Origin of the sequence: Mesorhizobium sp. M1088, assembly GCF_040318575.1 — a bacterium.
GTDB lineage: Bacteria > Pseudomonadota > Alphaproteobacteria > Rhizobiales > Rhizobiaceae > Mesorhizobium.
Genome location: NZ_JAMYMO010000003.1, coordinates 336,773 through 349,665 on the forward strand (window position 1 = coordinate 336,773; position 12,893 = coordinate 349,665).

At 64.9% G+C, this 12,893-nt stretch carries 15 protein-coding genes; 12 read left to right on the plus strand and 3 right to left on the minus strand.

Annotated features, from left to right (window positions below; genetic code table 11):
• Positions 1-4 precede the first annotated feature (4 nt).
• The 12 genes from NKH49_RS06235 to NKH49_RS06290 all read left to right on the plus strand — a co-directional run bounded on the left by NKH49_RS06235 (position 5) and on the right by NKH49_RS06290 (position 10,296).
• Positions 5-451 (plus strand): ribbon-helix-helix domain-containing protein, encoded by a 447-nt coding sequence (locus NKH49_RS06235; protein WP_352925509.1) that lies wholly within the window; start codon positions 5-7, stop codon positions 449-451.
• A 172-nt stretch (positions 452-623) separates the two neighbouring features.
• Entirely contained in the window at positions 624-1,670 is a 1,047-nt protein-coding gene (trbB, locus tag NKH49_RS06240) for a P-type conjugative transfer ATPase TrbB (protein ID WP_352925511.1), read from the plus strand.
• The gene (locus NKH49_RS06245; protein ID WP_111546207.1) at positions 1,633-1,983 is read left to right on the plus strand and encodes a TrbC/VirB2 family type IV secretion system protein; all 351 of its coding nucleotides are present in this window, start codon (positions 1,633-1,635) and stop codon (positions 1,981-1,983) included. The genes trbB and NKH49_RS06245 overlap by 38 nt, the downstream gene beginning before the upstream one ends.
• Positions 1,983-2,264, plus strand: coding sequence for a VirB3 family type IV secretion system protein (locus tag NKH49_RS06250; protein WP_352925513.1), 282 nt, complete (start codon positions 1,983-1,985; stop codon positions 2,262-2,264). The genes NKH49_RS06245 and NKH49_RS06250 overlap by 1 nt, the downstream gene beginning before the upstream one ends.
• Positions 2,265-2,280: 16 nt before the next feature.
• A complete protein-coding gene (gene trbE / locus NKH49_RS06255; protein WP_352925514.1) occupies positions 2,281-4,737 on the plus strand; it encodes a conjugal transfer protein TrbE in 2,457 nt (818 codons plus the stop codon).
• A complete protein-coding gene (gene trbJ / locus NKH49_RS06260) occupies positions 4,734-5,495 on the plus strand; it encodes a P-type conjugative transfer protein TrbJ (protein WP_352925516.1) in 762 nt (253 codons plus the stop codon). The genes trbE and trbJ overlap by 4 nt, the downstream gene beginning before the upstream one ends.
• A gap of 9 nt (positions 5,496-5,504) precedes the next feature.
• Positions 5,505-5,789 carry a putative entry exclusion protein TrbK-alt gene (trbK-alt, locus tag NKH49_RS06265; RefSeq protein ID WP_352925518.1) on the plus strand — a complete coding sequence of 95 codons (285 nt, stop codon included), beginning with the start codon at positions 5,505-5,507 and terminating at the stop codon, positions 5,787-5,789.
• Between the two features lie 4 nt (positions 5,790-5,793).
• Positions 5,794-7,146: a P-type conjugative transfer protein TrbL gene (gene trbL, locus NKH49_RS06270; protein ID WP_352925520.1), complete on the plus strand. Its 1,353-nt coding sequence runs from the start codon at positions 5,794-5,796 to the stop codon at positions 7,144-7,146.
• Entirely contained in the window at positions 7,146-7,829 is a 684-nt protein-coding gene (gene trbF / locus NKH49_RS06275) for a conjugal transfer protein TrbF (RefSeq protein WP_111546201.1), read from the plus strand. Before trbL ends, trbF begins: the two co-directional genes overlap by 1 nt.
• Positions 7,826-8,872, plus strand: coding sequence for a P-type conjugative transfer protein TrbG (gene trbG / locus NKH49_RS06280; RefSeq protein WP_352925522.1), 1,047 nt, complete (start codon positions 7,826-7,828; stop codon positions 8,870-8,872). The genes trbF and trbG overlap by 4 nt, the downstream gene beginning before the upstream one ends.
• Positions 8,869-10,068, plus strand: a complete 1,200-nt coding sequence (locus tag NKH49_RS06285) for a TraB/TrbI/VirB10 family type IV secretion system protein (RefSeq protein WP_352925524.1) — start codon at positions 8,869-8,871, stop codon at positions 10,066-10,068. The genes trbG and NKH49_RS06285 overlap by 4 nt, the downstream gene beginning before the upstream one ends.
• Positions 10,069-10,071: 3 nt before the next feature.
• Positions 10,072-10,296 (plus strand): DUF2274 domain-containing protein, encoded by a 225-nt coding sequence (locus tag NKH49_RS06290; protein ID WP_352925526.1) that lies wholly within the window; start codon positions 10,072-10,074, stop codon positions 10,294-10,296.
• Here the strand turns inward: NKH49_RS06290 and NKH49_RS06295 are convergent.
• The 3 genes from NKH49_RS06295 to NKH49_RS06305 all read right to left on the minus strand — a co-directional run bounded on the left by NKH49_RS06295 (position 10,244) and on the right by NKH49_RS06305 (position 12,803).
• Positions 10,244-11,197: a LysR family transcriptional regulator gene (locus NKH49_RS06295; protein WP_352925528.1), complete on the minus strand. Its 954-nt coding sequence runs from the start codon at positions 11,195-11,197 to the stop codon at positions 10,244-10,246. The genes NKH49_RS06290 and NKH49_RS06295 overlap by 53 nt on opposite strands.
• 22 nt (positions 11,198-11,219) lie before the next feature.
• Positions 11,220-11,858, minus strand: coding sequence for an acyl-homoserine-lactone synthase (locus tag NKH49_RS06300; protein WP_352925530.1), 639 nt, complete (start codon positions 11,856-11,858; stop codon positions 11,220-11,222).
• A gap of 222 nt (positions 11,859-12,080) precedes the next feature.
• Entirely contained in the window at positions 12,081-12,803 is a 723-nt protein-coding gene (locus NKH49_RS06305; RefSeq protein WP_352925532.1) for a LuxR family transcriptional regulator, read from the minus strand.
• Between the last annotated feature and the right edge of the window lie 90 nt (positions 12,804-12,893).

Here is a 12,893-nt window from a genome sequence, read left to right on the forward strand (position 1 = left end):
GACCATGCGCGACCGGATGAACGTCTATTTCCCGCCCCAAATGCTGAGACAGATCGCCGAGCTTGCCGACCGCAAGAAGCTCTCACGCTCGGCGATCGTGGAGGCGGCAGTCGCCTCCTTCCTGTCACCAGACGGCGCCGACCGGCGCGAGGCGGCATTCACCCGCCGCCTCGACCGGCTCTCGCGACAGGTGCAGCGCATGGAGCGCGATCTCGGTGTTACCGCGGAGACACTAGCGCTGTTCATCCGCTTCTGGCTGACCATCACGCCGCCATTGCCGACCGACGCCCAGGCGGCGGCCCAGATCAAGGGCCGTGAGCGCTTCGAGGGGTTCATCGAAGCGCTGGGCCGGCGCCTGCAAAAGGGACAGAGCTTTCTTCGGGAAATTCCCGACGACATCGGCAACCTCCCGGCGACCAAAGATCCCGACGAGTCGGGGACCGCCGGCTGAATAGTCTTCGGGAGGCGAATGCCACGTATTCCGACGTCCCGCCGTTTCCCTGTCTTTATACGCTAGGCTGCGACGCCACATTGTAGTTGTTGCCAACCTCTAATTCCTGCCTCTTCTAATCATCCCCGATGCCAGCGCCGCCTTTGCGGTCCTTTGGCAAGAAGGGGACGACATGGCGGTTTCTCTCCAACAATCCGAGGCGATCATCCGGGGCGCGCGCATGCTGCGCACGGCCCTGGGACCGGCGATAGTGGGGTTTCTGGAAGATCCCGAAATCGTCGAGGTCATGCTCAACCCCGACGGGCGGCTCTGGGTCGATCGTCTTTCTCACGGGCTCGCCGACACGGGCGAGCGGCTGTCGTTCGCGGACGGCGAGCGCATCGTGCGGCTCGTCGCCCACCATGTCGGCGCCGAGGTTCATTCCGGTCGTCCACGCGTCTCAGCCGAGCTGCCTGAAACGGGGGAGCGGTTCGAGGGGCTTCTGCCTCCCGTCGTAGCGGCCCCGGCCTTCGCCATCCGCAAGCCCGCGGTCGCCGTCTTCACCCTCGGCGATTATGTCGACGCCGGCATCATGACGGCCGACCACGCCGAGGTCCTGCGCGCGGCCGTCGCCGCGCGCAAAAACATCCTCGTCGCCGGCGGCACCTCGACGGGCAAGACCACGCTCACCAACGCGCTGCTGGCCGAGGTCGCCAAGACATCTGATCGCGTGGTGCTGATCGAGGACACCCGCGAGCTGCAATGCGCCGCGCCGAACCTGGTCGCGCTGCGCACCAAGGACGGCGTCGCCTCGCTTTCCGACCTGGTTCGCTCGTCGCTTCGCCTGCGGCCCGACCGCATTCCCATCGGCGAGGTCCGCGGCGCCGAGGCGCTGGATCTGCTCAAGGCATGGGGCACCGGACATCCCGGCGGCATCGGCACCGTTCACGCCGGAACCGCCCTCGGCGCGCTCCGACGGATGGAGCAGCTCATTCAGGAAGCTGTCGTCACCGTGCCGCGCGCGCTCATCGCCGAGACCATCGATCTGGTCGCCGTGCTTTCCGGTCGCGGCTCGCACCGCCGTCTCGCCGAACTCGCCTGGGTAGACGGGCTGGATCCCGCTACCGGCGACTACCGCACGATCGACGCGAAACACGACCCCAAAACAAGCGCGAATCCCCAGTCCTCCACGGAGTCTCAGAATGAACCCGATCCGCTTCACTTCATCGTCTATCCATAAGATTGCCGACCTGCTTTCCACGACCGCAGCAACCGTTTTCGTTGTGGCCACGATGATCGCGCCAGCCCATGCCGCCGGTTCCTCGATGCCGTGGGAAGCACCGCTGCAGTCGATCCTCGAATCCGTCGAAGGGCCAGTCGCCAAGATCCTTGCGGTGATCATCATCATCGTCACCGGCCTGACGCTGGCCTTCGGCGACACCTCGGGCGGTTTCCGCAGGCTGATCCAGATCGTCTTCGGGCTGAGCATCGCCTTCGCTGCCAGTTCCTTCTTCCTGTCGTTCTTCTCCTTCGGCGGCGGGGCGCTCGTCTGATGGACGGCGTCCTCGACCATGGCGGCGACATTCCGGGCTTCACCGCCCCGGTCCACCGCGCCCTGACCGACCACATCCTGCTTGGCGGCGCGCCGCGCTCGGTCGCCATCCTGAACGGGACGCTGGCCGCGGCGCTCGGCCTCGGCCTGCGGCTCTGGCTGGTCGGCCTGATGCTCTGGGCGATCGGCCATTTCGCGGCCGTCTGGGCCGCCAAGCGCGACCCGATGTTCGTCGATGTTGTGCGCCGGCATTTGCGCATCCCCGGTCATTTGAACGTCTGAAGGATCTGAGCCAGCCATGATGAACCTCACCGAATATCGCCGCGCGTCTTCCCATCTGGCCGACTTCCTGCCCTGGGCAGCCCTCGTCGGCGAAGGCGTTGTCCTGAACAAGGACGGCGCGTTCCAAAGGACCGCGCGCTTTCGCGGACCCGATCTTGAATCTTCGGTGCCGGCCGAACTGGTCGCGGTCGCTGGCCGCCTCAACAATGCTTTCCGCCGGCTTGGCTCCGGTTGGGCTATCTTCGTCGAGGCCGTCCGGGTATCGGCACAATGGTATCCAGAGAGCCGGTTTCCCGACCCGGCGTCCGCCCTCGTGGACGCCGAACGCAAGGCCGACTTCGAGGAAGAAGGCGCGCACTACGAGTCCAGCTACTACCTGACCTTCCTCTATCTACCGCCGGCCGAGGACGCCGCACGCGCCGAGGGCTGGCTTTATGAGGGCAAGGCACAGAGCGGCGTCGATGCCCGCGCGATCCTGCGCGGCTTCGTCGATCGCACCGACCGGGTGCTGCAACTCGTCGAAGGGTTCATGCCCGAATGCGCATGGCTCGATGACGCCGACACGCTGACCTACCTGCACTCGACAGTCTCGACGAAGCGCCATCGCGTGCGTGTGCCCGAGATCCCGATGTATCTCGACACGCTGCTGGCGGACCAGCCGCTGACTGGTGGCCTCGAGCCGCGGCTCGGCAATTCGCACCTACGCATCCTCACTGTCGTCGGTTTCCCGACCTCGACTACACCTGGCATCCTCGACGAACTGAACCGGCTCGCCTTTCCGTATCGCTGGTCGACGCGGGCAATCATGCTCGACAAGACCGATGCGACAAAGCTGCTGACCAGGATTCGGCGGCAGTGGTTCGCCAAGCGCAAGTCGATCGCCGCAATCCTCAAGGAGGTGATGACCAACGAAGCGTCGACGCTGGTCGACAGCGATGCGGCGAACAAGGCGGCCGACGCCGATCTCGCCCTCCAGGAGCTGGGCACCGACCTGATCGGGCAAACCTACGTCACAGCGACCGTCACCGTTTGGGACGACGATCCCCGCATCGCCGACGAGAAGCTGCGCATTGTCGAGAAGGTGATCCAGGGCCGCGACTTCACCGCGATGGCCGAGACGATCAACGCGGTGGACGCCTGGCTCGGCAGTTTGCCGGGGCAGGTCTACGCCAACGTCCGGCAACCGCCGGTCTCCACCCTCAATCTCGCCCACATGATCCCGCTCTCGGCGGTGTGGGCGGGGCCGGAACGGGACGAGCATTTTGCAGCGCCCCCCCTGCTCTTCGGCAGGACCGAAGGCTCGACCCCGTTCCGGTTTTCTCTTCATGTCGGCGATGTCGGCCACACCCTCGTCGTGGGACCGACCGGCGCCGGCAAGTCGGTACTGCTGGCGCTGATGGCCCTGCAGTTCCGGCGCTACAGCCAAGCACAGGTCTTCGCCTTCGACTTCGGCGGCTCTATCCGTGCTGCCGCGCTCGCCATAGGTGGCGACTGGCATGACCTTGGCGGCGACCTAACCGATGGCGCCGCGGCGTCTGTCTCTCTCCAGCCGCTCGCACGTATCCATCACACACCCGAGCGCGCCTGGGCCGCGGACTGGATCGTGGCGATCCTAATGCGGGAGAGCGTCGTCATCACTCCGGAAGCGAAGGAACATCTCTGGTCGGCGCTGACCTCGCTCGCATCGGCCCCTGTGGCGGAACGCACACTCACTGGCCTCTCCGTGCTGTTACAGTCATCGGCCCTGAAACAGGCCCTTCGACCCTATTGCGTCGGTGGACCTTACGGGCGGCTGCTCGACGCCGAAACCGAGCGGCTCGGCGAGGCGTCCGTGCTGGCCTTCGAGACCGAAGGGCTGATCGGCACGGGCGCGGCGGCCGCCGTGCTATCCTATCTGTTCCATCGCATCGAAGACCGCCTCGACGGTCGTCCCACTCTGCTCATCGTCGACGAAGGCTGGCTCGCGCTCGACGACGAGGGATTTGCCGGCCAGCTTCGCGAATGGCTGAAGACGCTGCGCAAGAAGAACGCAAGCGTCGTCTTCGCCACGCAGTCACTCTCCGACATCGACCGCAGCGCGATTGCGCCTGCCATCATCGAGAGCTGCCCGACGCGTCTGCTGTTGCCGAACGAGCGGGCGATCGAGCCGCAGATCACCGCCATCTATCGGCGCTTCGGCCTCAACGACCGTCAGATCGAGATCCTCGCGCGAGCCGTACCGAAGCGCGACTATTATTGCCAGAGCCGCCGCGGCAATCGCCTGTTCGAGCTGGGGCTCGGCGAGGTGGCCCTCGCCTTCACCGCCACCTCGTCCAAGACGGACCAGGCCGCGATCGAACGCGTCCTCGCTGAGGCCGGTCGCGATGGCTTCGTGCCCGCTTGGCTTCGGGCACATGGCGTCGCGTGGGCGGCCGACCTCATCCCCGATCTCACGAACCTCAGTCCCCAAACCCAGGAGACAACCCAACCATGATTAACCGTTCCCCTTCCAGCATTGCGCGTCTCGCGGCGGCCCTGGTGACCGCGCCCATTGTGCTATCGCCGATGCTCACGACATCAGCCTACGCGCTCATCGTCTTCGATCCAACGAATTATGGGCAGAATATGCTTCAAGCCGCCCGAGCACTGGAGCAGATCACCAACCAGATTACTTCGCTCCAGAACGAGGCGCAGATGCTGATCAACCAGGCCCGCAACCTCGCCAGCCTGCCTTTCTCCTCGCTCCAGCAGCTGCAGCAGTCTGTCCAAAAGACGCAGCAACTCCTTTCCGAGGCGCAGAACATCGCTTTCGACGTCCAGCAGATCGACCAGGCGTTCCAGACAACCTACGGCAGCGCCGCGCTCTCGGATTCCGACCAGGAGTTGATCACGGGAGCTCGCGAGCGTTGGCAGAACACGGTCGACGGCCTCCAGGACGCCATGCGCGTGCAAGCCGGCGTCGTCGGCAACATCGACACCAACCGGACCCAGATGTCCGCGCTCATCGGGCAGAGCCAGGGTGCCACCGGCGCGCTGCAGGCGGCGCAGGCCGGCAACCAGCTTCTCGGCCTCCAGGCGCAACAACTGGCCGACCTGACCGCCGTGGTCGCCGCGAATGGCCGGGCGCAGGCGCTTCAATCGGCAGAGCAGGCCGCGGCCGCCGAACAGGGCCGCGAGCAGCGCCGCCGCTTCCTGACGCCGGGCGCCGGCTACCAGCCGGGCAACGCCCGCATGTTCCAGAACGGCGACTGAGGCAAAGTCATGGACGGAAAGATGCTCGCCCGGCTGGGCGCGGTCGTGTTCGTCGTGGTCGCCGTAGTGGCGACCGCGCTCGAGCTGACCCGGAAGGAAGATCGCTCCGCGATCCCCTCGGTCGGCCAATCGGAGGCCGGCAGCGCCGATCCGTTGCGCGGCGAACTGATCCGGTGCCAGGAGCTTGGCGAAGCGGGCACGCGCGATCCCGCATGCCTACGCATCTGGGCCGAGAACCGCCGCCGCTTTCTCGCGCCCGCGCCGCCGGCGATCGATCGACCGGAGGCCCGATAGCCTCATGGGTGGCACCGGCGTCATCGATCACTTTCTCGAAGTCTTCACCCGCTACATCGATTCCGGCTTCGGCCTGCTCGGTGGCGAGGTCGCCTTCATCGCCACCACGCTGATTGTGATCGACGTGACGCTGGCCGCCCTTTTCTGGTCGTGGGGCGCCGACGACGACATCATCGCCCGCCTTGTCAAGAAGACGCTTTTCATCGGCGTGTTCGCCTACATCATCGGCAACTGGAACAGTCTCGCCCGCATCGTCTTCGAGAGCTTCGCCGGCCTCGGCCTCAAAGCGTCCGGCACCGGCTTTTCGCCCGCGGATCTCCTGCGCCCCGGCAAGGTCGCCCAGACAGGTTTGGACGCCGGCCGGCCGCTGCTCGACTCGATCTCCGGCCTGATGGGCTACTGGTCGTTCTTCGAGAACTTCATCCAGATCGCCTGCATGTTTCTCGCCTGGGCGCTGGTGCTGTTCGCCTTCTTCATCCTGGCGGTCCAGCTCTTCGTCACCCTTATCGAGTTCAAGCTCACCACGCTGGCGGGCTTCGTGCTGATCCCCTTCGGCCTTTTCGGCAAGTCCGCCTTCATGGCCGAGCGGGTGCTCGGCAATGTCATCTCCTCCGGCATCAAGGTGCTGGTGCTCGCAGTCATCATCGGGATCGGCTCGACACTCTTTTCCGAATTCACCGCCGGCTTCGGCGGCGCAACGCCAACCATCGACGACGCCATGGCGATCGTGCTTGCCGCGCTCGCGCTGCTCGGCCTTGGCATCTTTGGTCCCGGCATCGCCAATGGCCTCGTCGCCGGCGGGCCGCAACTCGGCGCCGGTGCCGCTGTCGGCACGGGTCTGGCTGCCGGCGGCATGGTGATGGCGGGCGGAGCCGTCCTTGGCGCGGCGGCAGGCGGCATCAACGCCGTGTCGAGTGGTGCCTCGACCGCTGCGCGTGGTGGCGCCACGCTCGCCGGCGGAGCCGCGAATTCCTATAGCCTTGCGTCTGCGGGCCAGACGGGCGCAGCCGGCGTTGCCTCGGGCCTCGGCGGCGTCGCCCGCGCCGGTGCCAGTGCCGCCACATCGCCGCTTAGGCGCGCCGCGTCCCGCACTGCCGACAGCATGGCGCAGAGCTTTTCCAGCGGTGCAAAGGCCGCCTTCGAGGCCACTGGCGGCACTTCGACCGAAGGCACGATCGGCGGCGCTACCAACGATCCTTCCACTTCCCCAGGCGCCTCGACGCCGCCCGCCTGGGCAAAGCGCATGAAGCGCTCCCAGTCGGTCAGCCATGGGGTCTCGGCCGTCAGCCACGCCGTGCGATCGGGCGACGCCCATGGCGGCGGCTCTTCCGTCAATCTCGCCGAAGGGGACCGCTGATGTTCAAACGACCTTCCACCCACTACGGCAAGACACCCGAAACCGAGACGCCGTACCAAAAGGCCGCCCAGGTCTGGGACGAGCGCATCGGCTCGGCCCGTGTCCAGGCTAAGAACTGGCGCTTGATGGCGTTTGGCTCGCTCCTGCTCGCCGGCGGCTTCGCGGCGGCGCTGGTCTGGCAATCGGCGCGAGGCACCGTCGTTCCCTGGGTCGTTCAAGTCGACCGGCTCGGCCAAGCTCAGGCGGTCGAGCCAGCCGTCGCCGATTACCGCCCGACCGATCCGCAGATCGCCTGGCACCTGGCCCGCTTCATCGAACAGGTCCGATCGATCCCCGCCGATGCAATCATCGTTCGCCAGAACTGGCTCAGGGCCTACGACTTCACGACCGACCGCGGCGCGCTGGCGCTCAACGACTACGCCCGCGCCAACGAACCCTTCTCCAAGGTCGGGAAGCAACAGATCGCCGTCGAGGTGTCGAGCGTCATCCGCGCCTCGCCGGACTCCTTCCGCGTCGCCTGGGTGGAGCGCCGCTACCAGGACGGCTCGCTCGCATCCACTGAGCGCTGGACTGCGATTCTCACGGTCGTGATCCAGCCGCCGCGCGACACTGAGCGGCTGCGCAAGAACCCTCTCGGCGTCTTCGTCAACGCCATCAACTGGTCGAAGGAGCTTGGCCAATGATCACTCGTGTTCGTAGATCCATCCGGCCGGCTCCGGCGAAAGTCGGATTTCCTCATCTCCGTAAATCCGTCTTTCCACTTGTGCTGCTCTCCGCAACGGCGCTTAGCGGTTGCGCCACCAAAAAGCCGCCGCAGATCTCCTACGACGATCCACAGCCCGCTGTGCTCGCGGCGGATCCGCCGGCGCCAGTCCAGGTGGTCGAACTTCCACGTCCCCTGGCCTTGCCGGGCCAGTTGAAGCCGGTCAGGGAAACACGTCGAACACCGGAACCGGCCGATCCCACCGCCCGGGTCAACCAGGCCAACGCCGCCGCGCGCATGCAGCCTGTGCGGGACGGCTTTATCAACGCGATGCAGGTCTATCCCTACACGCAGGGCGCGCTCTATCAGGTCTATACCGCCGTCGGACAGATCACCGACGTCGCCTTGCAGCCCGGCGAGCAGCTCGTCGGCTCCGGTCCAGTCGCCGCCGGCGACACTGTGCGCTGGGTGATTGGCGATACCGAAAGCGGCTCAGGCGGAACGCGGCAGATCCACATCCTCGTCAAGCCGACCCGTGCGGACCTGACGACGAATCTCGTCATCAACACCGATCGCCGCACCTATCACATGGAGCTGCGCTCGACGACGGGGACCTACATGGCATCGGTTTCCTGGCAATATCCGCAGGACCAGCTGATCGCCTTGCGCCGACAGAACACGCGAGCCGAGGCCGCGCAGCCCGTCGCCACTGGAGTCGATCTCGCGTCGATCACCTTCCGCTATTCGATCGAAGGTGACCGCGCGCCGTGGCGGCCACTGCGTGCCTTTGACGACGGCCGTCAGGTCTTTATCGAATTCCCGCGTGGCATCGGCCAAGGCGAAATGCCGCCACTGTTCATCGTCGGCCCCGAGGGTGACACCTCCGAACTCGTGAACTATCGCGTCCGCGGCAATCACATGATCGTCGACCGACTGTTCGCCGCGGCCGAGTTGCGCTTCGGCAGCGGCCGTAAGCAACAGCGCGTCCGGATCGTCCGCACCGACGGAAGGCCCGCATCATGAGCGAGGACGGGGAAGAGGAAGGACGGCCGCCGGTCGGTGGCGAAGCACCTGGTCCCGCGCCCATGCGCCTGCGTGGGGAGGCGCCGCGCGTCACCCGCCTGTCGCGGCGTGTGCTGGCCGGGCTCGGCCTGGTCGCCAGCCTCGGCATTGGTGGCGCGCTGATTTACGCGCTGCAGACGCGTCACAGGGGCCCCGTCAACGACGAACTGTACTCGACCGACAACCGGACCACGGCGGACGGACTCGCCGGATTGCCGCGCGACTATTCCGGCGTGCCGCAACCCAATGTTCCGCAATTGGGGCCGCCGCTTCCAGGAGATCTGGGGCGCCCAATACTCAACTCACAGAACCGTGGTCAGCCCGTCCAAGGCGTCAGCGCCGAGGAACAGCGCCGGCTCCAGGAAATCGAATCCGCGCGCACCAGCCGGCTGTTCGCCGGCACCGAAACGCGGTCCGCACCGGCCACTCCGGCGCCCGCGCCGGGCGAAACGCCGGTAATCGAGGCGCCGACGCTAGCGGGCTTGGGCCTCACGCCAGAGCCTGTAACCCTCACCGCGCAGGATCGGCAGGCCGCCTTCCTCAACGCCGCAGTCGACCGTCGAACGGTTAGTCCGCATCGCGTTGTGGAACCAGCCTCGCCCTACGTCGTGCAGGCAGGCTCGATCATCGCGGCGGCCCTCATCACCGGCATCCGCTCCGACTTGCCCGGCCAGATCACCGCGCAGGTGACCGAGAACGTCTATGACAGCCCGACCGGACGCACCCTGATCATCCCGCAGGGCGCGCGGCTGATCGGACAGTATGACGACGGCGTCGGCTTCGGTCAGCGCCGCGTCCTGCTGGTCTGGAACCGCGTCATCATGCCGAACGGCAGGTCTATCGTGCTGGAGCGGCAACCCGGCGCCGACACCGAGGGCTATGCCGGTCTCGAGGACGGCGTCGACTATCATTGGTGGGATCTGGCCAAGGCCACGGGCCTGTCGACTTTGCTCAGCGTCGGGGCGGAACTGGCGATCGACGACGATCAGCGGCTACTCCGCGCAGTCCGCGACGGGGCACAGGACACGATCAACGACGCCGGGCAGCAGATCGTCCGGCGTCAACTCTCGGTCCAGCCGACCCTCACCATCCGGCCGGGCTTCCCCGTACGCGTGATTGTTACGCGCGATCTTGTCCTCGAACCCTACGGAGGGTGATCCATGGCGAAGCTGAAACTTGGGGCCATTGCCGACGACAAGCCGGTCAAGATCTCGATCGAACTGCCGGCCACCCTGCATCGCGACCTCATCGCCTATGCCGAGGTTCTCGGCCGGGAGACTGGCCAGCCCGTTGGCGAACCGGCCAGGCTGATCGCGCCGATGATCGAGCGCTTCATGGCGACGGATCGGGCGTTCGCGACGGCGCGGCGGATTCGGCAGCCCTAGTTGGCAGCGGGGGATAGCGCTCTTCCAACAGCTTGAGGAAGTGCGCCAGCGCCGGGTTGTCGTTGTTGCTCTGCCAACAGGCGGCGTAGCTGATCCGGCTCGGTCCCCTACCGTCCTGCACATCGCGATAGACGACGCCAACGTAACTGGCGCCGATGGCAGCCTCGCATGTCAGGCTGACCCCGAAGCCGGCACCCACCAGGCTCGTTATGCTTTCGCGGCTGACGTCCTGGGTGACAAGCTTAGGCTGGACGCCGGGCGAAGCCAGTTTCGCCAGTAAAATGTCCCGGAGTTCCGGTTCGGGATCGCGCTCGCTCAGGAGGAAGGTTTCGCCTCTGAGGTCGGTCCAATAGACTGTCTCGTTCGCTGCCAGTGAATGGCTCTCCGGGAGCGCGACCATGATGCGTTCGCCCCACAAGGCCATTGCTCCGCCGTCGCGAACTGCCGGCTCGCCGGTGACGATGGCAACGTCGAGCGTGCCATGTTCCAAGCCTACGATAAGACTCGCCCGTGCTCCCTCGACCGCACGGATTTCCACCTGCGGAAATCGTCGCGCATGTTCCACCAAGCTCGCGCGTAAGTTCCCCGCCGACAGCGAGGTGTAGAAGCCGATGTCCAGCCGGCCAGCCTCCCCCCTGCCTGCGGCCTTGGCCGACGCCATCATGTGGTCCAACCCATCGACCAGATGCCGGGAGGTGCGCAGGATTTCGGTGCCGGCGGTTGTCAGCCGCACGCCGCTGCTCGAGCGCTCGAACACGGCGACGCCCAGGCGATCCTCCATCTGGCGAATGCGGCGGCTGAGCGATGATTGCTTGACCCCAAGCGCTTCGGCCGCGCGGCGAAAGCTGCCGTAGTGTGCGGCGGCGACAGCGTAGCGAAGATGACGCAGTTCGATGGCCATTATCGATTGGAAGCAACCATGATCACGCGGCCACCAATTGGGTGGGGCGTGTTACCAGCACAGGCCCTTGTAGCTGTCCTATCTCACGCACGTTCATCAGCGCGGATTCAGAGATCGGCAGGTGACCGGCCAACGCTTTTGTGTCGTCAATCTGCATGGGCGGAGCAAAGCGCTCCAGCAGCCATCCAACCCGCCTCAAGATGCGCTCAAATCGAACGTCCGTTACCGTGACCACCGCCTCTTGATTTTTCGATAGTCCCCACTCGAGAATCCCCGCGAGGAGACTGAACGTCGCGTCACGAAGCCCAGCTGCGGCCACGCTGTCAGCCGCGTTTGTGTCCACGCAGAAGCGCGAACTTTCAAATATTTTGTCGCTCCGAGGAGAGGGATTCGATCCAAGCAGCGCGGGGAAGGTATTCGCCAACATCGTCGGTCCTGTCGTCGGAAGCAGTCTCACACAGCCGACCACCGAGTTGCTGTCGTCGACAGCGATGATGTATGTCGGCTTGAGCGCGTCGTATGCGTCGATCTCCATGTCGCCCGAAACAGAGACATCCCAATTCAGACGATTCCGAAACACGCGATAGCGCAATCGGTGCATGCCCGCGATCAGATCAGGAAAGTCTGCGTCGTCCGAATGAGTAATTGGAATTACGCGCATGGCAGCAGGCTCCTTTGTTGGTGAGAAACAAAGAGCACGGCGAGCTAAGTCGCGTAGCTGTAGGGTTTTACAGGGTGAGTAGGCACAGAAGTTCTAGCGTAAATTTGGCCGACGGCATCCACTGCTGCAATGCTGCAGTAGGTGCTTCATTGATAGGAAATATCGATCAGGTCGGAGCGTAGTGCGCCTGGGCGACCCAATGGCAGAGGGTCGATAGCTCAGTCAGGGCAAGATGAGGCCACGCTGCGCGGCTTCGGCAACCGCTTGCGCCACCGTCGACGCGCTCAGCTTCGACCGGGCATTTTCGATATGAAAGACCACTGTTCGCGTGGTGATGCCGAGAATTTTTGCGGTTTCTGGCATCTTCTTGCCGCGTGCTGCCCAGTAAAGGCATTGCCGCTCTCGTTGAGTAAGTGGCGCCTCGTCAATACGGGTTAGACCCAATTGTAGCTTCGCATAGACGTGCGCATGGTAGTAGAGCGCTGCAAGCTGCAGGGTATCGATCATCTCTACGGGGCCAACCTCGACACGTGCGTCCCTGCCGCCGGCAAGTGTGAACGCGGCAAAGCGGCCGAAGCCTCCGCGTATTGGAACGGTCGCACCACTATGAATCCCGAATCTGGCAGCCTCAGCGAAAAAGCGCTGTTGAGATGCTGATGGCAGTCGCATGGTTCGGCGATCCCATTTGAACGGCCATTGAGATGTTCGAGCCAGCCCGACGACGGGGTCAATATCCTCATAACGTTGCTCAACGTATTGCTGTGCCCACGAACTTGGATATGAAGAAAGCACCTTCAACGCTGGTTCCGAAAACCCGAGATAAGCAAACCATCGGTAGCCCAGCCGTCCAGCAAAACGATCAGCCGCAGCTTTGAAGCCAACCTCATCATGGGCGGTTTCGAGGGCGTCAACGAAGTCTCTGAAAGCGAGGTTGAGAAGCGTCATCAACGAGTCCACTCGCTAGATAGCCGGAGTCTTAAAGCCAAGTGCTTTCCGTTGTTCCAACCGCGCCTACTCAATACTCCGACGTTTCGG